Here is a 26,549-nt window from a genome sequence, read left to right on the forward strand (position 1 = left end):
AAATCAGGACCGATTCTGTCCGGATTTGATCTTAGAGTAGAACCAAGCAACGAAGGAGAGAGAAAAAATGAGCACATATGTCCTGGTCCCCGGCTTCTGGCTCGGCGCGTGGGCCTGGGAGCGGGTCGCCCGGCCGCTGCGCGAGGCCGGTCACGAGGTCCATGCGGTGACCCTCACCGGACTCGGCGACCGGGCGCACCTGGCCGGTCCCGGCGTCGACCTGGAGACCCACATTCAGGACATCGTCAACGTCATCGTCTTCGCGGACCTGCACGAGGTGATCCTCGTCGGCCACAGCGGGGCGGGCGCCCCGGTCACGGGGGCGGCCGACCGGATCCCCGAGCGCGTCGCCCGGGTGGTCTACGTCGACAGCGGCCCGCAGCCCGACGGCATGACCCAGATGGACCTCAACGAGCCCGAGTGGCGAGCCTTCATCGAGAGGCGGGTCGCCGAGGAGGGCGGCGGGACGGCCTACCCGCTCATCTCCTGGGAGGAACAGGAGCGGGCCGGGGCCGGACTGGAGGGTCTGGGCGAGGCCGAGCGCGAGTGGTTCGCCTCCCGCGCGACCCCCCAGCCGTACGGCGCCATGACCCAGCCGCTGACCCTCACGGGCGGCGCGGACAAACTACCCAAAACGCTCATCTCCTGCTCGTTCCCGCTGGAGCAGGTCCACGCCATGATCGCCGCCGACCACCCGTTCTTCGCGGCGCTCGCCGGACCGGAGTGGAGCTTCGACGAGGTGCCCACCGGTCACTGGCCGATGTTCTCCAAGCCCGTGGAGACCGCGGCCGCACTCGCCGCGCTGTCAGGCTGAGCGCCGGCGGGGGTGCGGTCCGCCCGGATCCCCGCCCGGCCCGCCGCCCGCCGTTCCGCTGCCGTCGTGCGCGTCCGGTGACCCACCTCTCATGGCCGGAGACGTGCGGAGACCTCCCGACCGGGCGGAGGACGACGGACGGCCTTCCCGACACCGCGGGGCCGTGACCGGTCAGAATTGTCCATCGTCCGGGCGAACGCAGGAGCGTCGTCACGCGATGTAGCCATTGGCGTGCTTATAGTGACATTGCCTGGTCGGACACCATCGTGATTCCCCACGCACCAGCACGTGCCGGGGACGGATGGCGTGCCGATGCCGGAGACACCTGCCACCGGCTCATGTCACACCACGTGCGGGGCCGGGTGCCGATACACGAAGGAGCCCCTGATGTCCCATGTTCACCGCGCCGCCCTGGCCACGGCCGCACTCGCCGTCCCACTCGCCATTCCGTTCGTCCTCGCGCCCGTCGTCCACGCCGACGCCCCGCAGCCGTACTACAAATGTTCCAGCGGGCCGTTCCCCGGGCCTGGATTCACCGTCGACCGCCTCTTCCCCGTGATCAAGGGGAGCGGCTGCCGGATCAATCCTCTCGGCGCGAAGAACTCCATCGGTTTCACCTCCAAACGCGCCCCCGTCTACACCTGCGCCTCGATCCAACACCCCAGCGAGCTCCAGATGGTCATGGGCCAGTCCTGCAAAAGGCACACCTGAACCGAGGTCCCTGCGGCGATGGAGTGCGATCTCGCGAACCGGCGCCCCCGGGCCGGGGTGACGTGGCGTCGCACGCCGAGGTGGAGAGACCGTCCGCCCGGCCATGGCACCGTGCCCTCGCCGGGCGGGCAGGCCTCTTCAGGACGCGTTCCGTGGTGCGCCGGCGGCGTCGAAAGCGGTCTGGTGGTGTCGGATCTCGGCGTGGTGGTCGGAGGACCAGGCGGCCAGGGCGAGAACGGTGGACAGCAGCGAGGTGCCGAGGTCGGTCAGGGCGTATTCGACGCGGGGCGGGACCTCGGGGTAGGCCGTGCGATCGACAAGTCCGCTGCGCTGCAGGTGCTTGAGAGTGAGGGTGAGCATCCGCTGGGAGATGCGGGGGATCGCATAGGCGAGGTCTGAGTATCGGGTCGGGCCGTCGGCGAGGGTGCCGATGATCAGTACGCTCCACTTGTCGCCGACGAGATCGAGGATCTCACGGATGAAGTCGGCGTCCTGGTCGCCCCAGTGGGCGCACGGGCCCGGGACGCGCCGCACGTTCGCGCGCACATCGGTGCGCGTCGCTCCCAGTTTGCTCGCACTCATAGCCGCCGCCTTTTCCCCGATCGCACACATGAATGTGCCTTTTGTACCGATTGTCACACTAATGCACAGTGGGGTTGCGAACAGATCGTAAGCGGTCAGGAAGGGCACCCCATGAAGATCGAACTCTGGGCGGACATCGTCTGCCCGTACTGCGGGCTGATGGACAACCGCCTGCGCCTGGCGCTGGATCGCTTCGAGCACGCCGACGACGTCCAGGTGATCCACCGCTCCATCCAGCTCCACCCCGACCTTCCCCGTGAAGGCGTCACCCAGCGCCGGCTGTTCCAGATGGCCGGGATGCCCACCGCGACCGGCGAGAAGCTCCTGACCTCGATCGAGGCCACGGCCCACGCGGAGGGGCTGAGCCCCTACCACGCGCTGGAGCGAACCCTGGGCCCGACCGACCACGCCCACGAACTGCTCGCCCACGCCACCGCCCAGGGCCGCGGCAACGAGGTGTGGACGGCGATGTTCCGCGCCCACTTCGGACAGGCCCGCAAGCTGTGGACCCTCGACGAGGTCCTCGACTTCGCCGAAGAGGTGGGCCTGGACCGCGGCGAGGCCGCCCAGGCGCTCCGTGAGCGGCGCTACCGCGCACAGGTGGAAGCCGACCAGCGCGAGGCCGAGCGCCTGGGCGCCCGCGGCGCGCCGTTCCTCGTCATCGACGGCGCGTACGCCGTCCCCGGCGCCCTCGACACCGACCGGTTGCTCGCCGCGATGACCCGGGCCTGGCGGGAAAGTCACCCCGCCCCGCGGCCGCTTCCGGTCATCGCGGACGCGGAGGGTCTCTGCGGCCCGGACGGCTGCGCCGTCCCTCAGCGCCCCGCCCGCTGAACGCCCCCGTCTCACCGACACCCGCTGCCCCCGGCGCCCGGCGGGCCGGCCGCGAGGTCCACCTCGTCGTCGGCGCCGGCGGCCCGCCCTCCCAGATCTCCGAGGACGCCGCCCGCACCGCCACCAGGCTCCGCGCCGTACCGACCGCCGTACCGACCGCCGTACCGACACAGAAAGCACGATCATGTCCTACCTTCTCCGCATCGACTCCTCCGTCTCCGGGAGCGCGTCCTTCTCCCGGCAGGTCGCCGACACCTTCACCACCGCCTGGGGCGGCGACATCGTCACCCGCGACCTGGCCCTCGACCCCGTCCGCCACCTCGACGCCGCGGGCGTCACGGCCCGCACCACCCCGGCGTCCGAGCACACCCCGGAGCAGCAGGCCGCCGCCGCCGCGCAGGACGAACTCGTCGAGGAGTTCCTGGGCGCCGGCGCCTACCTGTTCGCGGTGCCGGTGTACAACTACTCGATGCCGTCGGCGTTCAAGGCGTGGCTGGACCACATCATGATCGTCGGCAGGACCATCGGCCTCGGCGACGCCGTCCCCACCCGCGGGCGGCCCGCCGTCATCGTCTCCGCCCGGGGCGGCGGCTACGGTCCCGGCGCCCCCCAGCACGGCAAGGACTTCCTCGTCCCCGCGCTGGAGAGCATCCTCGGCGACCCCGGCCTCATGGCCCTCGACGTCCATACCATCACCCCCGAACTCACCTACGCGCCCGTCATGGAACCCCTCCGGCACCTGCTGCCCCTCCATGAGGCCTCGCTGGAGAACTCGCACGCACTGGCACGCCGGTACGCCGAGACGATGTCCCTGACCACGGCCTGACCACGACCCGCGGCCCCGTCGGCAGCCGGGCGAGCCCGGCGGCCCTCGGCCTTCCCTCCCGAGGGGCGCGTTCCGTCCTTCGTCATGTCCGTGAGGACTCGGCGTCGGGGAGCGCACGGGGTGAGGCCGTATGGGCCTGTACGCACGATCGGGTGGGTCCAGGCCCACTCCGATGCCGATTCGATGTGAATCGGACTCCGTGCGCTGCATAGTGGACTCCACACCATTTTCAGATGATTCGTCCCAATACGGGCCCTACGGATGCCCGCGGTCGGATCATGAAGGAGGAAGGAGGACCATGAGACAGCCGGCAGCCTGGGGGGCGAGTGCCTGCGTGGGGTTCGCGCGCGCGTGCGTCGTGGTGGTCGTCAGCATGCTGGTCCCGGCCGTGTGGGCCGCCGCCGTGGCACTGTGGATCTGGTGGGGCGCGGACGCGTGGACGTGGATCGCGCCGTTCATATGGGCGTGCATTGGCACGTTCGTCCTGTCGCGTCCGGTCTGCCGGATGTTCCGCTCCCTCGTCGCGACATGGACGGACACCGTCATCCCCGCCGGCTACCGGCAGGCCGGGCCGGTGACGCGGATGTCCACCGGGTACTGGTGGAACGGCTTCAGCTACGAACGCACCAGGCGCGACGCCCTCATGGATCAGAGAATGCGGATCCGATGGAGGGATCCCGCCGTCTGGCGTGACCTGCGCTTCATGGGGATCGCGCCGATCACCGCGGGCGTGATCGCGGCCATTCCGCCCGCCGGAGTCGCGGCGGCGGTCCTCGGGTTTTCTCAGCCGGAGCTCTCCACGCGTCTCATCGGGGTGCTCGGCCTGGTCGTGGCGATCGCCGGCGCCCCGTACGCCTGGCGGCCCGTCGAGCCGGTGGCCGTCCGCTTCCTGCGCCCCTCGCCCGCGATGGCGCTGGCCGATCGGGTGGATGAGCTGACGGCCCAGCGCGCGGACACCACGGTCGCGCAGGCCGCCGAGATCCGCCGGATCGAGCGGGACCTGCACGACGGGGCGCAGGCCCGCCTGGTCGGGCTCGGGCTCTCCCTGGCGATCGCGGAGAAGCTGATGGAAACCGACCCCGACCAGGCCAAGGCCCTGATGAGGGAGGCGCGGGCCGGCGCCACCGCGTCACTGACCGAGCTCCGCGAACTGGTCCAGGGGATCAACCCGTCGGTGCTGAACGAGCGAGGGCTCATCGACGCCGTTCGCGCTCTCGCCCTGGACAGCCCGCTTGAGGCGACTGTCAGCGCCGACGTCCGGCTGCTCCTGGACCCGCCGATCGAGTCCGCCCTGTACTTCGGAACCGCCGAACTGATGACCAACGCGGTCAAGCATGCCCACGCGACCCGGGCACGAATCGCCATCGACCGGGACGGCACCGGCATCGTCGTGGATGTCGAGGACAACGGCCGGGGTGGGGCCGGCGTGCGAGCCGGCAGCGGACTCGATGGGCTGCGCCGCCGCCTCGCGGTCTTCGACGGCACCCTGGAGATCACCAGCCCGGCGGGCGGACCGACCCACGTGAGAATGACGGTGCCATGCGAATCGTCGTAGCCGAAGACCTCTACCTCCTGCGCGACGGGATCGTCCGCCTCATCGAGGCGTACGGCCACCAGGTGGTGGCGACGGCGACCACCGGACCCGAGACGCTCGACGCGCTGCTGAAGTGGCGGCCGGATGTCGCCGTCGTCGACGTCCGCATGCCGCCGACCCAGTCGGACGAGGGCCTGCGGGCCGCTCTCGCCGCCCGCGACGAGGTTCCCGGGCTGCCGATCCTGATTCTCTCTCAGCACGTCGAACAGTTGTACGCCCGCGAACTCCTGGCCGACGGCTCCGGTGGCATCGGCTATCTCCTGAAAGACAGCGTGTTCGACGCCGACCAGTTCATCGACGCGCTGGAGCGCGTCGCCGGCGGCGGGACCGCCATGGACCCGGCCGTCATCGCCAAACTGCTGTCCAGCGGATCCTCCAGCCGGCGGCTCGGACAGCTCACCGAACGCGAACACTCCGTGCTCGGCCTCATGGCCGAGGGGCTGTCCAATCAGGCCATCGGCCGGCGGCTGTTCCTCAGCGAGAGCGCCATCGGCAAGTACACCACCTCCCTGTTCGGCAAGCTCGGCATCACCGACGACGACAACGGCAACCGCCGCGTCCTCGCCGTCCTCACCTACCTGAACGAGTCCTGACGCGCTTGTTCCGCCGGGGAGCCGGGGAGCCGGGCAACCGGTAACGATCCGCCGGGCCGGCGACGCCCGGCCCGGCGATTACCGCCGGGCCGGGCGCGCCGCGTGGTAGGGATGATCAGGTGACGAGGAAGCCCGAGATTCCCGGGCGCGACCGGGAAGGCCGGGGATCCGGCGTGACGGGGAGGCCCGGCGACCTCGGCGCGCTCGCGTTCCATCCCTGGCTGCTGCTCGCCTATCCGCCGGTGCGCGAGCTCGCCGAGGGACTGGTCCGGCCCGCGGCCCCGGCCGCGCTCTGCCTGGCCCTCTTCGTCGCCCTCTACGCGCTCTCCGTCACGCTGTCCTTCCGCGGCCGGCGCCGCGCCGCGACCGGGACGCTGGTCGCCCTCGTGCTGGTGACCTTCCTGCTGCTGACGGCCGTCGCGGAGGGCTGGTTCTATCTCGCGCCGCTGATGACCATCGCCTGCGGGGTCGTGATGCGGGACGGGCCGGTCTACCCCGTTCTCACCGCCCTGACCGTCGCGCTGGCCGTGGCGATGTGGTGGAACGGATCGAGCTGGGAGAACATCTCCCTGTCCGTCTGGGGGACGGCCGCGGGCGGCCTGGTGGTCAGCATCGTCCTGAAGCTGTTCTCCGTGATAGCCGAGCTTCACAGGACCCGCGAGGAACTGGCCCACGCCGCGGTGGCCGAGGAACGACTGCGGTTCTCCAGGGACCTGCACGACCTGCTCGGGCACACCCTGTCGGTGATGGTGGTCAAGGCGCAGGTCGTGCGGCGTCTGGCCCCGCACGACGCGGAGGCGGCGGCCCGGCAGGCGGCCGACGTCGAGGCCATCGGCCGGGAGGCGCTGACCGAGGTCAGGGGTGCGATCACCGGTTATCGCGGCCGTGGGCTGGCCGCCGAGCTGGCGTCCGCCCGCACCGCGCTGGCCGACGCGGGCATCAGCACCGCGGTGACCGTCCCCGGCGCACGGCCGGCCCCGGAGCTGGACGCCCTGCTGGGCTGGGCCGTACGGGAGGGGGTGACCAACGTCGTCCGCCACAGCGGCGCCCGCACCTGCGAGATCAGGCTGGAGGGAACCGTGCTGGAGATCCGCGACGACGGCCGGGGGCCCGGCGCGAGCACCCTCGGCAACGGGCTGCGCGGCCTGGCCGAGCGGACCGCGGCCCTGGGCGGGACGCTGGAGACGCGTGAGGACGGCGGCTTCCTGCTGAGGGTGACGATTCCATGATCAGAGTGTTGCTGGCCGAGGACCAGGGCATGATGCGCGGCGCGCTCGCCCTGCTTCTCGATCTGGAGGACGACCTCGAGATCGTCGCCACGGTCGGCACGGGAGACGAGGTCGTGCCCGCCGCGCTGCGTGCCCGTCCCGACGTCGCGCTGCTGGACATCGAGATGCCGGGGATCAGCGGCCTGGACGCCGCCGCCGGGCTGCGCGACCGGCTGCCCGGCTGCCGGGTGCTGATGCTGACCACGTTCGGCCGGCCGGGCTACCTGCGCCGGGCGATGGAGGCGGGCGCCGCCGGGTTCCTGGTCAAGGACGGGCCGGTGGAGGAGCTGGCCGCCGCGATCCGCAGGGTCCTGACGGGTGAGAAGGTGATCGATCCCACGCTGGCCGCCGCCGCGCTGAGCACCGGCGCCAACCCGCTGACCGATCGCGAGCGGGACGTGCTGGCCGCGGCGGCCGACGGTGCGACGATCGCCGACATCTCCTCTCGGCTGCACCTGTCGGAGAGCACGGTGCGCAACTACCTGTCCGCCGCGATCGGCAAGACCGGCACCCGCAACCGCGTCGAGGCCGCCCGCACCGCCCGGGACAACGGCTGGCTGTGAACGCCGGGTGACGGTCAGGGGACGGGGATCGGCTGCCGGTCGTCCCCTGTGATCCATCCGCGGGCCGCCTCGAAGGTCTTCTGCGCGATCAGCTTCTGGCCTGCCTCGTTGGGGTGGAAGTAGTCCCACTTGCTGAGGTGGCCCAGTGTGAAGGACTGGTTGAACACGGCGTTGCCGTCGGATCTGCAGGCCGGGCCGTACGCGACGCAGAGCCTGGCGAGGACGGCGTTGTAGGCGGCGACCCTGGCCCGCACGCGGTCGCGGCGCGCCCGGTCGGCCGCGGACGTCGAGGCGGGTTTGGCCAGCATGGTGGGGCAGATCCGCCCGACGGCCCAGAACCCGCGCGCCACCAGGTCGCCCTTGCCGACCCGCCACAGCCGCTTGAGGTCGGGGATGCTCGCCACGAACACCCTGCCGCCGGGCCGCCCGGCCCGGAACAGCGTCAGGGCCTCGGCCATTCGCCTCTCGTAGACGTTCACGGGGGTCATCAGGCGTTCTTCGGACACGCAGGCGTCCTGGGCGCCGACCAGGATGGTCACGTAGTCCGCGCCGCGGGCGACCGCCTTCTCGACCTGCCCGGCGAGGTCGGCGCTGGTCGCCCCGGGGACGGCGAAGTTCAGGTTCTGCCAGGCGAGGCTCTCGTCCAGGCTCCGCAGCCTCAGGTAGTGGCTCTGGACGAAGGCGTGGTCGCCCATCGACCAGGAACGCGAGACACAGGGGACGTACCAGCCGCAGGCGTTGAACCCGGCACTGATCGAGTCTCCGAGCGCCGCCATGACCACCGGTCGCGACGACGTGGCCGTGGCGCCTCCGGCGGGGGCCGCCAAGACGACTGTGAGCGCCGTCACCCCTGTGAATGCGATCACAGTTCTGTGGAACGCGGCGCCTGTGAATGCGGTCACAGTCCTGCGAAGCATGGCACCTCCGGCTGAGAGATCACGTCTGCTTCGGATGTATCACCGCAGGACAGCGCGGTGCGCTCCATTGACCGAGTGCCTTGGTTTTCTTGACAGAACGTGGCGGCTGTGCTGGTTCCGGGGGCCTCGTCGAACACGTTCAGATTCCGGCATAGAGTGGCGGAGGTGAGTGTTGCGCTCGGATTGACCCGTCCCCTCGTGGTGCGAACCACCCCCGTCGGCGACCCCGGCGACCTGTTCGCCGAACTGCCCGAAACAGCCCCCTATGCCTGGATCAGACATGGTGAGGGGCTGGTCGCCTGGGGCGAGGCCGCACGTGTGACCGTACCGCCGGGTCCCCGGCGTTTCGACTGGGCCCGCGACTGGTTGTCGACCATCTTCGGCGAGGCCGACGTCGACGACGACGTGCGGACCCCCGGCTCCGGACCGGTCGCCTTCGGCTCGTTCACCTTCGACCCCGACTCCCGGGGCTCCGTCCTCGTCGTGCCCCAGACGATCCTCGCCCGCCGCGACGGCCGCGCATGGCTGACCACCGTCGGCGAGGAGCGGCTCGACCTGGTCACCCCGCTCCGCGATCCCGGCAGGATCCGGTACGGCGACGGCAGCCTGACCGCTCCCGAGTGGGAGCACGCCGTGGCGCGAGCCGTCAGGCGGATCCGGTCGGGCCGCCTGGAGAAGACCGTGCTCGCCCGCGACCTGACCGCCACCGCGGAGCGGTCGATCGACGTCCGCCTGCTGCTGACCCGGCTGGCCCGCCGCTATCCCGACTGCTACACCTTCTCCTGCGCCGGCCTGATCGGGGCCACCCCCGAACTGCTGGTACGGCGTACCGGGGAGATGATCGAGTCCCTGGTCCTGGCCGGCACGATCCCCCGGGGCACCGGCCGGGCCGACGACATGGCGCGCGGCTCGGCCCTGTTCGCCTCGGCGAAGGACCGCTACGAGCACACCTGCGCGGTGGAGTCGGTGCGCGAGGCGCTGAGCCCGCTCTGCTCCGAGCTGAAGATCCCCGAGGAGCCCGAGCTCCTGATGCTGCCGAACGTCCAGCACCTGGCCAGCCCCGTGACCGGACGACTCTCCGCCGGGGCCTCGGTCCTGGACGTGGTGGCGGCCATGCACCCGACCGCCGCCGTCGGAGGCACGCCCACCGAGGCCGCGCTCGAGGTCATCCGCGAACTGGAGGGCATGGACCGCGGCGGTTACGCCGGGCCGGTCGGCTGGATCGACGCCCGGGGCGACGGCGAATGGGGCATCGCGTTGCGCTGCGCCCAGATCGACGGCCCCCGGGCCCGGCTGTTCGCCGGCTGCGGCATCATGGGCGACTCCGATCCGGCGTCCGAGCTCGCCGAGGCCCAGGCCAAGCTCCGCGCGATGCAGTACGCCCTGGAAGGCTGACTCCCACGTGAACCGCGCCGGTCGGGCGGGCGCCCGTTTTCCCCACCCGCGCCTGTCCGCCGTCCGGCACATGGGCGTACCCTCACAAGGGCAAGACATCGGACATTTCCCGCAAGAAAACCAAAGCTTTCTTCTGCTCGACGTTCTTTCTTTCATCGCCGCGCAGCCGGCCCACTCGTCAGGGAGAGGAAGATCATGGCTTTACTGACCACCGCCCGCCTCACGATACGTGACTGGAGCCCCGACGACGCCGCCGAGGCCCTGACCGTCTACGGCGCGCCAGAGGTCACCCGGTGGCTTTCCCCGGCGATGACCCAGATCGACGACGAACAGGCGATGCGGACCACGCTCGAGTCATGGGTTCGCAATCGCGACGCCCTGATCCCCCCGCTGGGCCGCTGGGCGATCGTCCGCACCTCCGACCAGCGGGTCGTCGGCGGCCTCTCCCTGAGATACCTGCCGCCGGACGAGGAGGACATCGAGATCGGCTGGCAGCTCGCCCCCGGCTCCTGGGGGAACGGCTACGCCACCGAGGCCGCCCGGGCCCTGGCCGGGTGGGCGTTCTCCATCGGCGCCCACGAGCTCGTCGCGGTCGTCCGGGTGAACAACGATCGCGGCGCCGCCACGTCCAGGCGCATCGGCATGCAGTGGGTGGGCGAGACGGACAAGTACTACGAGACGCACCTCAACGTCTACCGGCTCTGGCCCAGCGACCTCACCACCGCCGAGGAGAAGGACGCGCTCCAGCTCTGACCGGGAAGGCCGCCGGGAGCCGTCAGGAGCCCAGGTAGCGCAGCACGGCCAGAACCCGCCGGCTGTAGCCGGTGACGTGCAGGAGCCCGAGCTTGTCGAAGATGGCGTTGACGTGCTTCTCGACGGCGCTCTGGGAGACGTGGAGCCGTTCGGCGACGGAGGCGTTGGTGCAGCCCTGCGCCATGTGGTCGAGCACGTCGCGCTCACGGGGGGTGAGGCGGCTCAGCGGGTCGACGTGGGTGGTGCGGGCGAGAAGCTGCCGCACGACCTCGGGGTCGAAGGCCGCTCCCCCGGCCCCGACCCGGTCGAGCGCGTCGAGGAAGTCGGCGACCTGGGCCACCCGGTCCTTGAGCAGGTAGCCCACACCGTCCACGTCGCCGCTCATCAGCTCGGTGGCGTAGTGCTTCTCGACGTACTGCGACAGGACCAGCACCCGCGTTCCCGGCCAGCGGCGCCGGATCTCCAGCGCCGCCCGCAGCCCCTCGTCGGTGTGGGTGGGCGGCATCCGGACGTCGGCGACCACGATGTCGGGCCGGTGCTCGGCCACCGCGTCGAGGAGCGTCTCGCCGTCGCCGACCGCGGCCGGGACCTCGTGGCCCTCCTCGACCAGCAGCCGGATCAGCCCCTCGCGCAGCAGCGTGGAGTCCTCGGCCAGGATCACCCGCACGGGAGCTCCGCGGTGACCGTGGTGGGCCCGCCGGGCGGGCTGTCCACCCGGAACCGGCCGTCCAGGGCGGCCACGCGGCGGGCCAGGCCGGCAGCATGGCCAGCGCGACCAGGCGCTGCTGCACGCCGTCGTGAAGGTCGCGCTCGATGCGCCTTCGCTCCTGGTCGACGGCCGCGACGATGCCCGCGCGGGTCTCGGCCAGCTCGGTGATGCGGTGTTCGAGCAGTTCGGTGGAGCTCGGCCCGAGTGCCTGCCGGGCGACCTGCCGCTCCAGGGCCACGAGCCCGATGAATCCCATGATCTCCAGGAAGAGCAGGACCAGCCCGCCGACCAGGAAGTAGAGCACGAGGACCGCGGTCGGCTCCATGTCGTCGAACGGCCTGCCCCGGCCCCACTGCCAGGCGAGCTGGACGCCGAGGCCGGCCCCGAAGACCAGGAGTGCGAGCACCAGGCCGCCCAGCACGCCGATCGGCCAGCGCCTCGCCAGGTAGCGCAGCGCCCGCCGCCCGTCGTAGCCGGACACCTCCACCCCGCCGAACAGCCTCAGCCGTACGACCTCGGCGTCCGCCAGCCGTACGGCCCCGGCCAGCACGCGCGGGCGCGCCCGGGAGAGGAGCAGGAAGGGGCCGGCGAGGATGAGGAAGGCCAGCTCGACCAGGGCCGCCGGAACTCCGAGCGCGTGCCCGGCCAGCGCCCGGCAGGCCCTGATCGCGACGCTCACGGGCGCGCGTGGTGCTTTCCCTTGCGCTGGTCCCTCAGCCGTATCACCACGAAGACCACCACGGCGAGCACGACGATGCCCAGGACGGCCTTGGACACGATCCCCATGTAGTTCTCGACCAGCGACCAGTTCTCCCCGAGTAGGTATCCGGCCATCACGAAGGCCGTGTTCCAGATGAGGCTGCCCAGCGTGGTGAGGAGGGTGAACGTCATGATCGGCATGCGCTCGACCCCCGCCGGGATCGAGATGAGGCTCCGGAAGATGGGGATCATCCGGCCGAAGAAGACGGTCTTCCTGCCGTGTTTGGCGAACCAGGCCTCAGTCTTCTCGATGTCGGAGACCTTGATCAGCGGCAGCTTCGCCGCGATGGCCACCACCCGGTCCCGGCCCAGCAGCGCCCCCAGGCCGTAGAGCGCCAGCGCGCCGATCACCGACCCCAGGGTGGTCCAGAGCACCGCGTCGAACAGGCTCATGCTCCCCTTGCTCGCGGTGAACCCGGCCAGCGGGAGGATCACCTCGCTCGGCAGCGGTGGGAACAGATTCTCCAGCGCGATGGCCAATCCCGCCCCTGGCGCCCCCAGGGTTTCCATAAGACCGACCGCCCATCCGGCGATTCCGGTGGCATCGGGTGAACTCAGAATCAAGGCGCTTCCATCGGCTGTCAGTGAACTCATGCACACAAGGCTACGTAGATCCGAACGCGGCGCGCATGCGGATCACATCACGTCTGCCGCGGACGCACCCCAGCGCCGGGGTGCGGAAAACCTCAGGTGCCCCGGGAGAGGCGGTCAGGCCCCCCTGAGGTAGAGCGTCCGGCCGGGCTCGATCACCGCGTGGCCCGAGGTCAGCGTGGCGATCCAGCCGGGAAAGGCGGCCAGGTCCGATTCGCGCACCGCGACGCGGAAGCCGACCTCGGCGCCGTAGACGACCTCCCTGACCTCGTACCGCGAGGCGTGCAGATCGTTCTCCAGCCGTCCCGCCCGGATGTGGTCCACGATCACCGTCATGACCTTCGCGGGCACCATCTCGACCAGGGGCGCGAGGTCCAGCGCCTTGCCGACCGACGAGCCGTACGCCCGGACCAGGCCCCCCGCGCCGAGTTTCACGCCGCCGAAGTAACGCGTCACCACCGCCACCACGTCGCCGAGTCCCCGGCGCAGCAGTGTCTCCAGCATCGGGGTCCCGGCGGTGCCGCCGGGCTCCCCGTCGTCGTCGGCCCGCTGGACCCGCCGATCTCCGCCGATCACGTAGGCGGAGCAGTTGTGGGAGGCGTCGGCGTAGAGCACCTTGCACTCGGCGACGAAGGCGCGCGCCTCCTCCTCGGAGGACACCGGCGCCAGGGTGCAGAGGAATCGAGACCGCTTGATCTCGGTCTCGTGCTCGGTGATGTCTTCCAGCGTCAGGTACGGCACAGACATTTGAACAGGTTATCGGCCTGTCGGGGCGTCTCCCGTCCTCCGGGCCACGCGGGGCCTCAACCCCTCTGACCTGCGGCTTAGCCGATTCTTTTCCCGCTTGTCCTTTCTTGGTCCGCCGCCCGTCCCCGGCGGCACGGGCGGAACGCACGGGTGAATCGCACAACACCATGCACCTCGCACAAGGGCCCGGCGGGGCGCTGCGCATACGGTCCAGGACATGAGTTACCGAGTCGCCATGGACATCGGCGGTACCTTCACCGACGTGGTCCGCTATGACGAGAGGACCGGGGCCGTGATGGCCTCCAAGGTCCCGAGCACTCCCGGCGACCTGGTCGAGGGTGTGTTCTCCGCGCTCGGGCAGGTCGTGGACGACCTGTCCGGGATCTCTCACTTCGTCCACGGCACCACCCAGGGTCTCAACGCCCTGCTGGAGCGCAAGGGCGGACGCACGTTGCTGCTGAGCAGCGAGGGAGTCAAGGACGTCTACCAGGTCACCCCGGGCAGCGGGGACCCGGTGACCGACCTGCGGTGCCGTAGACCCGAACCCCTGGTGCCCAGGTCGGACATCGTGGAGATCCCCGGGCGGCTGGACCGGTGCGGCGAGGAACTCATCCCCCTGGACGAGGACGCCGTCCGCGCGGCCGCCCGGAGGGTCAGGAGCGAGCGCTTCGACGCGATCGCGGTCTGCCTGCTGTTCAGCCACGCCAACCCGGCCCACGAGATCCGTGTGAGGGAGATCCTCGCCGAGGAGCTGGACGAGGAGACCCTCGTCGTCCTGTCCCACGAGGTCGCCCGCGAATGGCGCGAGGCCGAGCGAACCTCCTCCACCGTGCTGGAGGCGTACACGGGCCCCACGGTCCGCTGCTACCTGGGCATGGTCGAGGAACGGTCCGCCCAGCGCGGCCTGAAGGTCCCCGTGCACGTCATGCAGTCCTCCGGCGGCCTGGTCACCGCCTCCTACGCGAGGCGGCGGCCCCTGCAGACCCTGCTGTCGGGGCCGGTGGGCGGCGCCGTGGGCGGGGTCGCGGCGACCTGGCTCCTGGGGCGCGAGAACGCCATCTGCATGGACATGGGCGGCACCTCCTTCGACGTCTCCCTCGTGGTCGGCGGGCGTCCCGACATCAGCACCGACGCCCACGTCGAGGGATTCCCCGTGCTGATGCCGACCGTGAACCTCCACACGATCGGCGCGGGCGGCGGCTCCATCGCCTACGCCGAGGCGGGGACCCTGCGCGTCGGCCCCGAGTCCGCCGGAGCCGTGCCCGGCCCCGCCTGCTACGGCCAGGGCGGCATCCAGCCGACCGTCACCGACGCCAACGTCGTGCTCGGCCGGATGGACCCCGCCTGGTTCGCGGGCGGACTGATGTCCCTGAACGCCCGGGCGGCCGGCACGGCGGTCTCCAACCTGGCGCGCGAGCTGCGCCTGGAGACGCGCCAGATCGCCGAGGGCATCTGCAGCATGGCCAATGCCAAGATGGCCCAGGCCATCCGGACCCTCACCGTCGAGCACGGCGTCGAGCCCCGCGACTTCGCGCTGTTCGCCTTCGGCGGCGCGGGCGCGATGCACGCGGTCTTCATCGCCCGCGAGCTCGGCATCTCCGAGGTGGTCGTCCCCCGGTTCCCCGGCGCGTTCTCCGCCTGGGGCATGCTGGAGGCCGACGTCCGGCGCGACCTCACCCACCCTTACTTCCGGGCGGGCGAGGACCTGAACTGCGCCGACATGGCGGCCCGGCTGCTGGAGCTGGAGGCCCGGACCCTCGACGCGCTGACCGGGCAGAACATCGAGGCCTCCCAGATGTGCGTCGAGCACGCGGTGGACATGCGCTACGAGGGCCAGGACCACGCGCTGACCGTCCCCCTGGACAGCGCGGACGAGCCCTGTGTCCCCGGTTTCGCCGAGCGGATCGCCACCCGCCACGCCGAGGAGTACCTCAGGCGGTACGGCCACGCGGCCCCCGAGGCACCGGTGGAGTTCGTGATGCTTCGCAGCACCGGCTTCGGTACCTTCCCCCGGGTCTCCGCCGTCCTCGACGAGCCGTGCGACGAGGCGCGGATCGTCCGGGATGTGATCTTCGACGGCGAGGTGCACCCCACCCCGATCCTGCGCCGGAGCGGCCTGCGCGGCGAGCTCACCGGCCCGGCGATCGTGGTCGAGGAGACCGCGACCACGGTGATCCCCCCCGGCTGCCTGGCCTCGGTGGACGACAACGGGTTCCTGATCATCAAGGTGGGAACGGAACGTTGACCGGGCACCCCGCGTCCCGTGGGCCGACAGGGCCTCTCCCCCTGTCGGCCTACGGGATGGGCCGGGGCCGAAGGACGTGGGCGGCCAGGTGGAGAGCCAGCCGGGTCCCCGGGTCGTCCACGTCGAAGCCCGCGGCGCGGATCCGCTCCAGGCGGGTGGTGACCGTGTTGCGGTGGATGCCGAGCCGCTCGGCGGCGCGGGAGGCCCCGCCCTCGTCCAGGACGGCGGTGAGGGTCTCCAGGAGCGTCCCGTCGCGGTCCACGCTCAGCAGCGGGTCCAGGATCATCTGGGCCGGGGCGCGCAGGACGCCGCCCGGCAGGGCGGCCAGCAGCTTGGCCGGGCCCATCCGGTCGGCCCTCGCGACCACGCCGGCCGGGGAGACGAACGCGGCGGCCTCCGCCCCGAGCAGCGACTCCTCCATGACGCCGAGGTCGGGCACCTGCGTGCCGACTCCCGCCGCACAGGGCACCGGCAGGGCGGCGAGACACTCGGCCAGGCGGCCGGCGAGCCGGTCGGGCGGCAGCGCCGACCATCCCGCCCAGCTCTCGTCACGGCGCAGCACGGGGCCGGGCCCCACGGTCGCGGCGATGACCGACCCGACCATCCGCACATCGTCCAGGTCGGTGTCGTGGCACCGGATGGCGTAGGCGGTGAGCGGACCGCCGACCGGCCAGTGGAGGGCGACCGCCCGCGCGAGCGTTCCGTCCCCGCTCGCCTCCGGGTCCTCCCCCTCCGGCATCGCGCCCTGCGCCGTCCCCGGTGGCCCCGTCCCCTCCCGGACGTCCCCCGTCCGCACGGAGGCCCGCGCCCGCGACGAGGCGAGGGTGAGCAACCGGGTGGCGAGGGCCGACTGCAGGGCGACGTCCCGCTCGGCGGCGAGCCGTTCGGTGGCCGCCCAGGCGACCAGCGGGGTGACCGCCAGCCCCAGAACGGCGTTCACCACCGAGGGCCAGCCGGGAGACTGGAAGGAGCCGTGGGCCACGAGGACCGCCAGCGTGCCGCCGCTCGCGTCGGGGATGTCCACCTCCGCGAGTGAGGGTCCCTGCGCGCGGCGGCCCGCCAGGTGCGAACCCCACGGGTCGAGGAGTGCCACCGCGTTCCCCTGGAGTTCGGAGTTGAGCACGCCGAGCACCCGCCGGGCCGAGGCACCCGCCTCGGCCAGCCTGGTCGCGCAGCGGGCCACGAGCTGGGTCCTGGCCGCCTCGGGCCGGGCCGCCGCCGAGGCCACTCGCACGGCCGTCACCAGCGGATCCTCGTCCACGAAGATCAACGTCACGCCGAGGCGTTCGGCCAGCCCCGCACCGGATCCGGCGCTCATTCCGGCCGACGACGCGATGACGCACGCGGCGGCCTGCTCCCAGGCCCTGCGCATGGCCATCTCCACCGCCCAGCCGCCGGCGGCGGCCTGACCGACCAGCACCACCGCCGTATGAGGCGGCACCGAACCGAACAGCGTCAGGTCGTCGACGATCCGGACCTGGCGCACCGGGTTCTCCCCCGTGCCCCACATCCGGGCCCCGGCCAGCGGCCCCCCGTTGACCAGCTCGGCCACCGTGACCGGAACCTCCCAGTCCCGTCGCCCCCGCGACTCGATCACAGCACCTCCCCCGGTCCGTCGACGCCGGGCGCGCCCGCCGTCACAACGGCACCCCGAACGCCCGCAGTCCTCCCAGCGCGACGCCTTCCCCGGTGTGCCACACCGGCGCCGCTCTCACCACCATGACCTCCACCTCCAGTCCGGGAACCGCCTTGTCGACGTCGACCGCCATGCCGTCCACCGTCGAGATCATGCAGATCTGGTCGGGCGCCATGGCCGCCATCGCCCCGTCCACCAGGGCGAACACGATCTCATTGTGCGCCTCCAGCCGGATGAGCCTGCCGAGCCCTTCCTTCTCCTCGACCACGATGCTGGACGGCAGCGACGGCAGCGTCAGGTCCATGCCGTGCCCGGTGCTGGTCTCCACCGCGGCGATCCGGCCCCTGCACAGGGTCCGCACGCCGTACGGCGCGGCGATGGAACGCGGCGCTCCCGGCACTCCCGCCTCCATCAGGCGGCTGACCGTGCCGGGGACCACGACGCGTGCCAGCACCTCGGCGGTCATCGGGTAGCAGGCGGTCACCGTCCAGCCTCCCAGGGCCAGGACCAGCGGGCGGATCAGCTCCTCCACCCGGTCCGGCCCGGTGTCCAGCACCACCACGTCATCGGCGGGACCGGCCATCACCAGCGGCGTGACGCTGACCCCTCCCAGGGTGTAGGTGCTCTGGTTGAGCAGCGGGAACACCCTCCCGCTGCCGTCCCCGTCCACCAGCGGGATGTCCAGCAGCGCCGCGGTGATCACCGGGAGCAGCGCGCTCTCGGCGTCGAGGTTGAGCGCCACCACGGCGCCGATCTCCTGGCCGAGCCTGCGTTCCAGCCCGCGGATCACCTGGACGGGCTCGTTGCCCGTGGGCAGGCGCTCGCCGAGCGCCGTGCTGGAGCCGACGAGGCAGACCGCGGCGCAGAGCGTCCGCGGCGGCAGATCGGCGGCCCGGCACACCCTCACCCCCTCCCCGAGCACCGACCTGGCCCAGTCGGACGCGAGGTGGAAGGACAGCTCGGCCGCGCCGGTGGCGAACAGCTGTGATCCGGCGGCGAAGGCGCCGAACGACGTCAGGTCGATCTTCGGGGGCGCCTTTCCTGCGCTCTGGTGGTTCACATGATCGCCCCCTCCGCCCTGATCTCGACCCGGAAGAGGCCGTCGGGCAGGTAGGACAACGCGTTGACGATCGTGTCGGTGACCCGGGCGGAGCCGGGGGCGGCTCCGGCGCTCACGGCACGGGTCAGCGCCTCGTCCCGGGCCTCGTCGATCGCGCGGTCGAGCTCGGCGCGGCCCTTGGCCTGCACGATCCGCTCCACGTCGACCGAGGGCCTGGCCAGTGCCGCCCCGTAGGCCACCGCCAGCTCGGCCTGCTCCGGCACCTTCCAGCCCGGGCCCGCCTGCCGGGCGAAAGGCCCCACCGCGATCCCCTCCGACGCCGACACGACCAGCGGCAGCCGCACGTTCAGCGGGACGAACGTGTCGCGCCGATCACCCAGCCTGGGCTTCCCCCCGGTCACCAGGCCGGTGCGCACTATGATCCCCCGCTCCTGGACCGCGGTCTCGTCCAGTCCCGCCAGCGCGGCGCCACCGCGCAACGCGCAGGTGAAGGCGCCCAGGTAGCAGATCAGCGGGTAGCGGCGGAAGTAGTGCGTGGAGGCCAGTCCCGCCCCGGTTCTGGCGAAGAACACCGACACCCCCGGCAGGTCACGGATCATCCGGTCGGCGATCACGGCCGCCTGCGGACCGAGCGCCGCGTTCAGGATCGCGCTGTTCTCCCGCTCTCGCAGCCCGGCCCGGCCGAACTCGTACGACAGGGTGATCCGCGCCCCGGGCACCTCGTCCGCGATGATCTCGGCCACGGCCAGTTCGTGGTGGGGCAGCACCGGCGACCCGGTCGCGGTCACCGCGAAGTCCGTCAGGCCGCACTCCGCCGCGAAGCGAGCCACCGCGGCGGTGTCCAGCTCGGCGACCGGCCGCCCGGTGAGGCTGTGCCCGCCCCGCACCACCGTCGCCACTCCCGAGTCCTCGGGCCAGCCCACCATCGGGCCGAGCCCCGGCGGGCAGGGCCCCGCGACCCGGATCGCCGCCACCGGCGCCCGCCGTACCCCGTCCATGTCCACCGCCACCGCCGCGGCCCTGGGCGTCGCCGACGGCGCCCGCCGCGCCCCGTCCGGGTACGTCACGACCGGCACGGCCCCGGACGCGCCGGTCGCCACCCGCACCTCGGTCAGGACGTTGCCGTGGACGGCCACCGTCACCGTCGCGTGTCGTCCGAGATCGACGCCGAGGATCACTCCAGACCACGCCCCTCGGTCTCCGGCAGCGGAAGGGCGAGCAGCGCGGTGATCACCATGAACGCGTTGATCACCAGCATCGTCGCGGTGAACCCGGTGGCGCGGGCGAGCAGCAGGCCCACGGCCGCCGGAGCGACGGTGGTGGAGACGAGCTGGGCGGCGGTCGCCCAGGCGTAGCCGGTGCCGCGTATCGCGGTCGGGTAGAACTCGCCGTTCCAGGTGTTCCACACGCCCCAGGCGCCCAGGCTGAAGAACGACAGGATGAAGTTACCGGCGTACAGGCCGGCCGTCGTGGACGCGACCGCGAAGAAGAAGCCGCCGAGCACCGCGGCCACCACGTAGCACAGGAAGACCTTCTTACGGCCGAAGCGGCCCGTGAGCAGCGACGCGCTGACGTAGCCGGGGATCGTCACGAGCGCGCTGAGCGCGGCGAAGCCGAGGGTGGCGTCCAGGCTCATGCCCTTTCCCCGCATGAGCGTGGGCAGCCAGACCTGCAGGCCCCAGTAGCCCCAGTTGAAGGTGAAGTTGAGCAGCAACATCAGCAGGGTGACCCGGCGGAGCTCTCCGCGGAGCAGGTCCAGGGGGCGGCCCACCCGCTTGACGCCGACGATGAAAACCTCGCCTGCGTCGGGGCTGCCCAGCTCGCGCAGCACCGCCTTCGCCTCGGCCTGACGGTTCCGCGTGGCCAGCCAGTAGGGCGATTCGGGCACCCAGGCCCGGATCGCGAAAGCCCAGAACCCCACCAGCGCGCTGGCGATCACGACCCCGTGCCAGCCCATGTCCCCCAGGGTCACCGAGACCGCGATGGCGGCGAGCACGCCGACCGGCCAGCCGATCGACAGATAGACCGTCGCCCTGCCCCGGCTCCTGGTGGGCAGCAGTTCCAGGAAGTAGGGGAAGGTGACGGTGTAGACGCCGGCCAGAGCGAAGCCGGAGGCCACGCGCAGCGCCATCAGCGTCGTCACGTTCGGGGAGAACGCCGAGGCGAACGCGATCACCCCGTAGGCGATCAGGGACCAGAAGCAGGTGGGCCGGCGGCCTATCCGATCCGAGAGCGGGCCCCAGACCAGGGCGCCGGGGATCATGCCGAGCGCGACCGCCGACAGCACCAGCCCGACCCCGGCCTCGTCGACCCCGAAGGCCGTCCCGAAGTCTCCGGCGACGTAGATGAGGGCGACCTGCTCCCAGGACTCGATGACGAACGCGACGAACAGCGCCAGCGCGATCAGGACGTGTCTGCGGGTGAACGGCATCCGGTCGAAGGCGGCGCCGATCGGCAGCCTCCGGATCTCGGTGGCGATCATGGCGGTCTCTGGGAGGACGGTGATCTCTGAGATGCGGGCACGAAGCACTGCGGCGCCACAGGTCCGGCCTCCTCCCCCGGGCCTTTACCGGTGGCCCGCCCCGCACGATGTCCTGCCGTTCAGGATAACCACAGGTCAAGTGGTGTTCTCATGGACGTGCACGATGAGCCGATCCCTCTTGACCAGCCGTAGAACGACGGTCGTCCGCGCGATCTCCGGCTCGCCCTCGGCGAAGCCCCGGCGGATCAGCCGGTCCGGCGGCACCGGCGCCGTCGTCAACGGCGCCGTGGAAGCCATGATCGGCAACCGGGCGAAGGCGGGGGCCGGCGCGGATCGCGTTACCTTGGATCTCTCCCTGACGCGAAGGAGGACGGCCATTGTCCGGCGAGTGGATCGTGAGGGGAACGAACAGACCGGACGCCGACGTCAGGCTGTTCTGTTTCGCGCACGCGGGCGGCGGATCGGCGTTGTTCCACGGGTGGGACGAACTGCTCTCACCCGAGGTGGACGTGTGTCCGGTGGTCCTGCCGGGGCGCGAGTCGAGAATCCGGGAGACGCCGTTCAACCGGATGGAGCAGCTGGTCGGCCCGCTGTACGAGGCGTTGCGGGAACACGCCGATCGGCCGTTCGCGTTCTTCGGTCACAGCATGGGCTCCGCGGTCGCGTGGGAAATGGCCCGGAAATTCTCCGCGAGCCCTTCCGGCGGCCCGCTCGTTCTCTTCGTCTCCGGCCGGAGGGCCCCGCACCTGCCCACCCGGCGCCGGCTTTTCTCCGACTTGCGCGACGAGGAGCTGATGGCCGAGCTGGGCACGCTGAACGGCACCCCCTCGGAGGTGCTGGGCCGGCGCGACCTCCTGAGGCTGTTCCTTCCGGGCCTGCGAGCCGACTTCGAGCTGAACGAACGGCACACCCCGCTTCCGGGCCCGGAGCTGTCATGCCATGTGTCGGCGCTGTGCGGTGACGCCGATCCCGAGGTCGATCCGGACGAGATCGCCGCCTGGCGGGACGCCACGGCGGGCGGCTTCACCCAGCGGATGTTCGGCGGTGACCACTTCTATCTCAAAGGGCCACGCCCCGAGGTTCTCCAAGCGATCCAGGAGGACCTCCGCCGGGCGATGCTCGCCCACCTCGCGGGCTGATCGCCTGCCGGTGGACGCCCGACGTTTCGGACCCCGACCGGCTAGCGATCGGCGTCTTCGAGACCTCGGCCGTCGCCCACCTGCTGCATCCCGAGCACGGGGCCACGGGTTGCCCGCCGGGCACCTACGTCGTCCGGCGGCAGCGCGAGCACGAAGGGCACAGGGCGCGACTCGTCGCCGACTGACCGCCGGCGCGGGCCTCTCCGTGCACGGGTGGCCGGCCTCGCCCGAGGGCCGCGACCCGGCTTCCGGAGGGTCTTCCGGCTCTTCGACCGGACGTCGGCGCGGTCGCCGGGTCCGCGGCGTGGGTGCCCGCCCCCCAAAGCTTTACCTTACTTCGGGACGTTACTGCTGGATATCGCGGTTCTTTGACTTATCGGAGGTGAGCGATGTACGGGGGGTCGGATGACGAACTGGTACCCGTCGTCGTTCCGTGCCCGTAGAACATTGGCGACCGCCGTCGTCGCGACGCTGGTGTGCGTCGGAGTCAGTTTGCTCTTCCTCCTGTTCGCGGGCGGCAAGGAGGCCGCCAGCGCCCAGATGCTGGCCACCGGGGCCTGGAACCGTGTGGTGCCCCTCATCAGGCAGGGGCCCCTCCCGCCCGTGCTGCCGGACGTCAAGGGCGCGGCGATTCAGGTCGTGGACGCCCATGGCCGGGCGGTCGCGGCGACAAGTCAGCTCGCCGGCAAGCCGCCGATCGCCACCTTCCACTCGACCAGCAAGGACGTGCGCGCCGCACGGGTGCTGTGCCCTCCTGCCGGGCTGAAGGGCTGCATGACCGTCGTCTCCTACAAGGTCTATCAACCGGAGGGGGTCTGGCTGCTCTACGTGGCGGTTCCGGTGGTCCCCTGGTACGGGGACTCCACGGCGCTGCTCCTGGCGGTCGGCGTGTCCCTGCTGGTGATCACGATGATGACCGCCTGGACGTTCCGTGATCTCAGCAAGGCCCTGGCCCCGGTGAACGCCATCCGGACGGAACTGGCGGAGATCACCGCCACCGGCCTCGACCGCCGGGTCCCGGTGCCCAGGAAGTATGACGAGATCAAGTCCCTGGCCGAAACGGTGAACGACACCCTGGACCGCCTTGAGGGCGCCTACCAGCGGCTACGGCGCTTCACCTCGGACGCCTCGCACGACCTGCGCAGCCCGATCACCGCCATGCGGACCCAGCTGGAGGAGGCGCTCATGTATCCGCAGGACACCGACTGGCCGAAGATGACCGTGGCGGCGCTCTCCGGCCTGGACCGGCTGCAGGCGATCGTGACCGACCTGCTGACCCTCGCCCGGCTGGACGCACGCGCCCCCCTCAGCCGCGAGCCGACCGAGCTGGACCGACTGGTCGGCGCCGAGCTGGACCGCAGGACCTACCGGGTGGAGATCGTCAAGGATCTGCGGCCGGACGTCCTCATCGACTGTGACCGGCTGCGGATCACCCGGGTGCTGGTCAACCTGCTCGACAACGCCGAACGTCACGCCACCTCTCAGATCACCGTCAGCGTGCGGGCCGACGGGCCGACGGCGATCCTGGAGGTCGTCGACGACGGCACCGGAATCGCCGTCGAACACCGGGAGATGGTCTTCGACCGGTTCACCCGGCTGGACGCCTCACGCGACCGGGACGCGGGAGGGACCGGGCTGGGACTGGCGATCGCACGGGAGATCGCCGAAGCGCACCAGGGCACCCTGACCATCGAGGACAGCGAACGAGGAGCACGCTTCGTCCTGCGCCTCCCCGCACGCGCCCCCTCCCCGGCCGCCGGCCCCGGCGGCTCTTCCGAGACACGGGTCCCGAGCGCGGACGCCGAGGACGAGGGCATGCGCCCGAGACCACCCGCACGTGGAAGCCTGATGATTCCGAACCTGCGCGAGGGCGAGGCCTCATAGCCACCCGCGCCGGGGCGAAATTTTCGGAGTTCCGGAGCGAACACGAGAGAACGCCTCTCGTTTTCAGCTAGTTTCCAAAAGTTTCGGAATTCTCACAGAGATATTTCCAGCTCAGCAATGTGAAGGAAAATTGATCTTAGAAACATTTCGGCATCAACATTGACGTGTTTCGAGCGGGCTCTCAGACTGATCGCCAACATCCCACCCGGAAGGGAGAGCCCTAGTGATCATCAGCTTGACCCGCTCTCAGATCCGCTCGAGGGTCGTCGCTCTGGCGGTAGCGGTGATGCTCTCGGTCGCTGGAACGGTGACGGTCGCATCCACCGAGGCCGCCGCGGCCGTCGGAGTCGAGAACGAGGGCGCCGACTGCGCGGTGACCGGCCTGCCCGACGCAGGATCCTTGCCCACCAACTCCAGGCTCCCCGACCCCTTCAGAAAACTGGACGGTACGCGCATCTCCACCACGTCCGAGTGGCGGTGCCGGCGGGAGGAGACCAAGAGGCTGTCGGAGAGGTTCGTCTACGGCGAGAAGCCCGGAAAGCCGGCAAGTGTCACGGGGACGGTCTCGAGAACCGGCATCACCGTGAACGTGAACCACAACGGCAGGAGCTCCAGCTTCTCGGCGAGCGTCTCATTGCCGAGTGGTTCCGGACCTTTCCCGGCCGTCGTCGTCCTGGGAGGATTCGGAGCGGACACGGCCGCCATCAGAGCGGCCGGTGCCGCCGTCATCAGTTACGACCCCTACGCGGTCGGGCGCGAGGGCACGCCGCGAAACAACAAACAAGGCGCGTTCTACAGCATCTACGGCTCCTCCAGCAGCACGGGGCTGCTCCTCGCCTGGGGCTGGGGGGTGAGCCGGATCATCGACGTCATCGAGCAGTCGGACGGCAGCATTCTCAAAGCGGACGCGACCGGCGTCACCGGATGCTCGCGGTTCGGAAAGGGCGCCTTCGTGGCCGGTGCGTTCGATCAGCGCATCGCGTTGACCATGCCGATCGAATCCGGTAGCGCCGGTGTTCCCATCTTCCGCGGGATCCCCGGGGAAGGCGCCCAGAGTCTGAGCAGCGCCTACGGAGAGCAGCCGTGGCTGGGCGACGCGTTCGGCTCCTTCACGAGCAGCCCGACCAGGCTGCCGGTGGACACGCACCAGATGGTGGCCATGGTCGCCCCCCGCGGCCTGTTCATCATGGACAACCCCCACATCGCCAACCTCGGCCCCCGATCCGCGAGCGTCGCGGCCCTGGGCGGAGCCGAGGTCTACAAAGCCCTCGGCGCGGGAGAGAACATCACCTACTGGTCCGACGTCCAGGACGGCAGCCACTGCGCCAACAGGTCTGAGTGGAGGACCCCGCTGCAGCAGAACATCCAGAAATTCCTGCTGAAGACCGGCAACGCCCCAGGCGCGATCAGGATCTCGTCCAGGGCTCTCGGCAACCTGGCCGAGTGGAGAGACTGGCAGACCCCGACCCTCGGCAGCGCCGGCGACACCACCCCGCCGAGCGCGCCGGGCACCCCGGCCGCGTCCAACGTGACCGCAACCGGCGCCACGCTGACCTGGGCCGCCTCCACCGACCAGGGCGGCTCCGGCCTGGCCGGCTACAACGTCCACCGCGAGCAGGGAGCCACCGACCCGCAGATCGGCCAGTCCACCACCGCCTCGATCACCCTCACCGGACTGACCGCGAACACCCAGTACCAGGTGTACGTGCGGGCACGGGACGGCGCGGGCAACCTGTCCGCCACCTCACAACCGGTCACCTTCACCACGACCACCGGCGGCGGCGGTGGCGACACCTCACCGCCGACGGCCCCGGGCGGCCTGGCCGCCTCGGCCACCACGTCCACGGGCACCACCCTGAACTGGACCGCCTCGACCGACGACACCGGCGTCACCGGCTACGACATCCTGCGCGCGCCCGGCGCGAGCGGCGGCACCTTCACCCAGGCCGGCACCTCGACCACGACCACGTTCGGCGACACGGGCCTGACCCCGAGCACCACCTATCGCTATCAGGTCAGGGCACGGGACGCCGCGGGCAACACCTCCCCGGTCTCCAACACCACGGAGGTCACCACCCAGCCCGGCGCGTCCACCGGAACCTGCACGGCCGTTCCGTCCGTGCAGACCCAGTGGAGCACCGGATACGTCATCCAGCCGCTGACCATCACCAACACCGGCACCTCGGCGATCACCGGATGGACGGTCACCTTCACCCTGCCGGCCGGGCACACGCTGACCGGCTCGTGGAACGGCGCCGTCACCGCCGGCGGGCAGACCGTGGCCATCAGGAACGCCGGCCACAACGGCACCCTCGCCCCCGGAGCCGCCACCGCCAGCGTCGGCTTCCAGGTGAGCCGCCCGAACGGCAGCACCGCGCTTCCGTCCGGATACACCTGCGCCTGACAGCCGACGCTCCCCGGCCCGCCCGCCCCTCACCGGTGTGGGC

General features: G+C 71.2%; 25 protein-coding genes and 1 pseudogene. 15 read left to right on the forward strand and 11 right to left on the reverse strand.

Features of this window, described 5'->3' with window-relative positions; genetic code table 11:
- The first annotated feature begins 67 nt into the window (after positions 1-67).
- Positions 68-814 carry an alpha/beta fold hydrolase gene (locus J2853_RS16160; RefSeq protein WP_307558753.1) on the forward strand — a complete coding sequence of 249 codons (747 nt, stop codon included), beginning with the start codon at positions 68-70 and terminating at the stop codon, positions 812-814.
- A gap of 387 nt (positions 815-1,201) precedes the next feature.
- A complete protein-coding gene (locus J2853_RS16165) occupies positions 1,202-1,525 on the forward strand; it encodes a hypothetical protein (protein WP_307558755.1) in 324 nt (107 codons plus the stop codon).
- Between the two features lie 138 nt (positions 1,526-1,663).
- Here the strand turns inward: J2853_RS16165 and J2853_RS16170 are convergent, their stop codons facing one another.
- Complete coding sequence (locus tag J2853_RS16170; protein WP_307558756.1) at positions 1,664-2,107, reverse strand: winged helix-turn-helix transcriptional regulator; 444 nt, start codon at positions 2,105-2,107, stop codon at positions 1,664-1,666.
- Between the two features lie 111 nt (positions 2,108-2,218).
- Between J2853_RS16170 and J2853_RS16175 the strand changes: the two genes are divergently transcribed.
- The 6 genes from J2853_RS16175 (at position 2,219) to J2853_RS16200 (ending at position 7,785) form a co-directional block, all read left to right on the forward strand.
- Positions 2,219-2,941, forward strand: a complete 723-nt coding sequence (locus tag J2853_RS16175; protein WP_307558758.1) for a DsbA family oxidoreductase — start codon at positions 2,219-2,221, stop codon at positions 2,939-2,941.
- A gap of 184 nt (positions 2,942-3,125) precedes the next feature.
- On the forward strand, positions 3,126-3,767 hold the full coding sequence (locus tag J2853_RS16180; RefSeq protein WP_307558760.1) for an FMN-dependent NADH-azoreductase: 642 nt from the start codon (positions 3,126-3,128) through the stop codon (positions 3,765-3,767).
- Between the two features lie 298 nt (positions 3,768-4,065).
- Positions 4,066-5,322, forward strand: coding sequence for a sensor histidine kinase (locus J2853_RS16185; protein ID WP_307558762.1), 1,257 nt, complete (start codon positions 4,066-4,068; stop codon positions 5,320-5,322).
- Positions 5,307-5,954, forward strand: coding sequence for a response regulator transcription factor (locus tag J2853_RS16190; RefSeq protein ID WP_307558764.1), 648 nt, complete (start codon positions 5,307-5,309; stop codon positions 5,952-5,954). Before J2853_RS16185 ends, J2853_RS16190 begins: the two co-directional genes overlap by 16 nt.
- Before the next feature lie 119 nt (positions 5,955-6,073).
- Entirely contained in the window at positions 6,074-7,183 is a 1,110-nt protein-coding gene (locus tag J2853_RS16195; RefSeq protein ID WP_307558766.1) for a sensor histidine kinase, read from the forward strand.
- Positions 7,180-7,785 carry a response regulator transcription factor gene (locus tag J2853_RS16200; protein WP_307558768.1) on the forward strand — a complete coding sequence of 202 codons (606 nt, stop codon included), beginning with the start codon at positions 7,180-7,182 and terminating at the stop codon, positions 7,783-7,785. Before J2853_RS16195 ends, J2853_RS16200 begins: the two co-directional genes overlap by 4 nt.
- 14 nt (positions 7,786-7,799) lie before the next feature.
- Here J2853_RS16200 and J2853_RS16205 read toward each other — a convergent pair whose 3' ends face one another.
- Positions 7,800-8,651 carry a GDSL-type esterase/lipase family protein gene (locus tag J2853_RS16205; protein ID WP_307558770.1) on the reverse strand — a complete coding sequence of 284 codons (852 nt, stop codon included), beginning with the start codon at positions 8,649-8,651 and terminating at the stop codon, positions 7,800-7,802.
- Between the two features lie 216 nt (positions 8,652-8,867).
- Here J2853_RS16205 and J2853_RS16210 point away from each other — a divergent pair, with 216 nt between their 5' ends.
- Positions 8,868-10,097, forward strand: a complete 1,230-nt coding sequence (locus J2853_RS16210) for an isochorismate synthase (RefSeq protein WP_307558771.1) — start codon at positions 8,868-8,870, stop codon at positions 10,095-10,097.
- Positions 10,098-10,292: 195 nt separating this feature from the next.
- Entirely contained in the window at positions 10,293-10,850 is a 558-nt protein-coding gene (locus J2853_RS16215) for a GNAT family N-acetyltransferase (RefSeq protein ID WP_307558773.1), read from the forward strand.
- A 22-nt stretch (positions 10,851-10,872) separates the two neighbouring features.
- On the opposite strand, the gene J2853_RS16220 is transcribed toward J2853_RS16215, so the two are convergent.
- The 4 genes and pseudogenes from J2853_RS16220 to J2853_RS16235 form a co-directional block, all read right to left on the reverse strand.
- Entirely contained in the window at positions 10,873-11,517 is a 645-nt protein-coding gene (locus J2853_RS16220; RefSeq protein ID WP_307558775.1) for a response regulator, read from the reverse strand.
- A 91-nt stretch (positions 11,518-11,608) separates the two neighbouring features.
- A pseudogene (locus tag J2853_RS48155) lies at positions 11,609-12,238 on the reverse strand (histidine kinase); the annotation flags it as partial.
- Positions 12,235-12,912 (reverse strand): DedA family protein, encoded by a 678-nt coding sequence (locus tag J2853_RS16230; RefSeq protein WP_307558779.1) that lies wholly within the window; start codon positions 12,910-12,912, stop codon positions 12,235-12,237. The pseudogene J2853_RS48155 and the gene J2853_RS16230, both read right to left, overlap by 4 nt.
- A gap of 114 nt (positions 12,913-13,026) precedes the next feature.
- A complete protein-coding gene (locus tag J2853_RS16235) occupies positions 13,027-13,656 on the reverse strand; it encodes a YigZ family protein (RefSeq protein ID WP_307558780.1) in 630 nt (209 codons plus the stop codon).
- Between the two features lie 217 nt (positions 13,657-13,873).
- Between J2853_RS16235 and J2853_RS16240 the strand changes: the two genes are divergently transcribed.
- Positions 13,874-15,901, forward strand: a complete 2,028-nt coding sequence (locus J2853_RS16240; protein WP_307558782.1) for a hydantoinase/oxoprolinase family protein — start codon at positions 13,874-13,876, stop codon at positions 15,899-15,901.
- A gap of 49 nt (positions 15,902-15,950) precedes the next feature.
- Here the strand turns inward: J2853_RS16240 and J2853_RS16245 are convergent, their stop codons facing one another.
- The 5 genes from J2853_RS16245 to J2853_RS16265 form a co-directional block, all read right to left on the reverse strand.
- On the reverse strand, positions 15,951-17,498 hold the full coding sequence (locus tag J2853_RS16245) for a PucR family transcriptional regulator (RefSeq protein ID WP_307558784.1): 1,548 nt from the start codon (positions 17,496-17,498) through the stop codon (positions 15,951-15,953).
- A gap of 40 nt (positions 17,499-17,538) precedes the next feature.
- Positions 17,539-18,597: a DUF917 domain-containing protein gene (locus J2853_RS16250; RefSeq protein ID WP_307558786.1), complete on the reverse strand. Its 1,059-nt coding sequence runs from the start codon at positions 18,595-18,597 to the stop codon at positions 17,539-17,541.
- Positions 18,594-19,775: a hypothetical protein gene (locus tag J2853_RS16255; RefSeq protein WP_307558788.1), complete on the reverse strand. Its 1,182-nt coding sequence runs from the start codon at positions 19,773-19,775 to the stop codon at positions 18,594-18,596. Before J2853_RS16255 ends, J2853_RS16250 begins: the two co-directional genes overlap by 4 nt.
- The gene (locus J2853_RS16260) at positions 19,772-21,079 is read right to left on the reverse strand and encodes an MFS transporter (RefSeq protein WP_307558790.1); all 1,308 of its coding nucleotides are present in this window, start codon (positions 21,077-21,079) and stop codon (positions 19,772-19,774) included. The genes J2853_RS16255 and J2853_RS16260 overlap by 4 nt, the downstream gene beginning before the upstream one ends.
- A 135-nt stretch (positions 21,080-21,214) precedes the next feature.
- The gene (locus J2853_RS16265) at positions 21,215-21,376 is read right to left on the reverse strand and encodes a hypothetical protein (RefSeq protein ID WP_307558792.1); all 162 of its coding nucleotides are present in this window, start codon (positions 21,374-21,376) and stop codon (positions 21,215-21,217) included.
- Positions 21,377-21,456: 80 nt separating this feature from the next.
- Here J2853_RS16265 and J2853_RS16270 point away from each other — a divergent pair, with 80 nt between their 5' ends.
- From J2853_RS16270 to J2853_RS16280, 4 genes are all read left to right on the forward strand, one after another.
- Positions 21,457-22,218 (forward strand): thioesterase II family protein, encoded by a 762-nt coding sequence (locus J2853_RS16270; RefSeq protein WP_307558794.1) that lies wholly within the window; start codon positions 21,457-21,459, stop codon positions 22,216-22,218.
- On the forward strand, positions 22,218-22,403 hold the full coding sequence (locus J2853_RS48205) for a DUF8820 family protein (RefSeq protein WP_503167746.1): 186 nt from the start codon (positions 22,218-22,220) through the stop codon (positions 22,401-22,403). The genes J2853_RS16270 and J2853_RS48205 overlap by 1 nt, the downstream gene beginning before the upstream one ends.
- Positions 22,404-22,623: 220 nt before the next feature.
- Positions 22,624-24,102 carry a sensor histidine kinase gene (locus J2853_RS16275; protein WP_307558795.1) on the forward strand — a complete coding sequence of 493 codons (1,479 nt, stop codon included), beginning with the start codon at positions 22,624-22,626 and terminating at the stop codon, positions 24,100-24,102.
- 223 nt (positions 24,103-24,325) lie between these two features.
- Positions 24,326-26,506, forward strand: coding sequence for a fibronectin type III domain-containing protein (locus J2853_RS16280; RefSeq protein ID WP_307558797.1), 2,181 nt, complete (start codon positions 24,326-24,328; stop codon positions 26,504-26,506).
- Positions 26,507-26,549: the final 43 nt, after the last annotated feature.

Source organism: Streptosporangium lutulentum (assembly GCF_030811455.1).
GTDB classification, from domain to species: Bacteria; Actinomycetota; Actinomycetes; order Streptosporangiales; family Streptosporangiaceae; genus Streptosporangium; species Streptosporangium lutulentum.

What these genes read in the sequence shown, in the direction of transcription:
- J2853_RS16160 (WP_307558753.1), top strand. Translation starts at nt 68, where the DNA reads ATGAGCACATATGTCCTGGTCCCCGGCTTCTGGCTCGGCGCGTGGGCC.
- J2853_RS16165 (WP_307558755.1), top strand. Translation starts at nt 1,202, where the DNA reads ATGTCCCATGTTCACCGCGCCGCCCTGGCCACGGCCGCACTCGCCGTC.
- J2853_RS16170 (WP_307558756.1), bottom strand. Translation starts at nt 2,107, where the DNA reads ATGAGTGCGAGCAAACTGGGAGCGACGCGCACCGATGTGCGCGCGAAC.
- J2853_RS16175 (WP_307558758.1), top strand. Translation starts at nt 2,219, where the DNA reads ATGAAGATCGAACTCTGGGCGGACATCGTCTGCCCGTACTGCGGGCTG.
- J2853_RS16180 (WP_307558760.1), top strand. Translation starts at nt 3,126, where the DNA reads ATGTCCTACCTTCTCCGCATCGACTCCTCCGTCTCCGGGAGCGCGTCC.
- J2853_RS16185 (WP_307558762.1), top strand. Translation starts at nt 4,066, where the DNA reads ATGAGACAGCCGGCAGCCTGGGGGGCGAGTGCCTGCGTGGGGTTCGCG.
- J2853_RS16190 (WP_307558764.1), top strand. Translation starts at nt 5,307, where the DNA reads ATGCGAATCGTCGTAGCCGAAGACCTCTACCTCCTGCGCGACGGGATC.
- J2853_RS16200 (WP_307558768.1), top strand. Translation starts at nt 7,180, where the DNA reads ATGATCAGAGTGTTGCTGGCCGAGGACCAGGGCATGATGCGCGGCGCG.
- J2853_RS16215 (WP_307558773.1), top strand. Translation starts at nt 10,293, where the DNA reads ATGGCTTTACTGACCACCGCCCGCCTCACGATACGTGACTGGAGCCCC.
- J2853_RS16230 (WP_307558779.1), bottom strand. Translation starts at nt 12,912, where the DNA reads ATGAGTTCACTGACAGCCGATGGAAGCGCCTTGATTCTGAGTTCACCC.
- J2853_RS16235 (WP_307558780.1), bottom strand. Translation starts at nt 13,656, where the DNA reads ATGTCTGTGCCGTACCTGACGCTGGAAGACATCACCGAGCACGAGACC.
- J2853_RS16240 (WP_307558782.1), top strand. Translation starts at nt 13,874, where the DNA reads ATGAGTTACCGAGTCGCCATGGACATCGGCGGTACCTTCACCGACGTG.
- J2853_RS16260 (WP_307558790.1), bottom strand. Translation starts at nt 21,079, where the DNA reads ATGATCGCCACCGAGATCCGGAGGCTGCCGATCGGCGCCGCCTTCGAC.
- J2853_RS16265 (WP_307558792.1), bottom strand. Translation starts at nt 21,376, where the DNA reads ATGGCTTCCACGGCGCCGTTGACGACGGCGCCGGTGCCGCCGGACCGG.
- J2853_RS16275 (WP_307558795.1), top strand. Translation starts at nt 22,624, where the DNA reads ATGACGAACTGGTACCCGTCGTCGTTCCGTGCCCGTAGAACATTGGCG.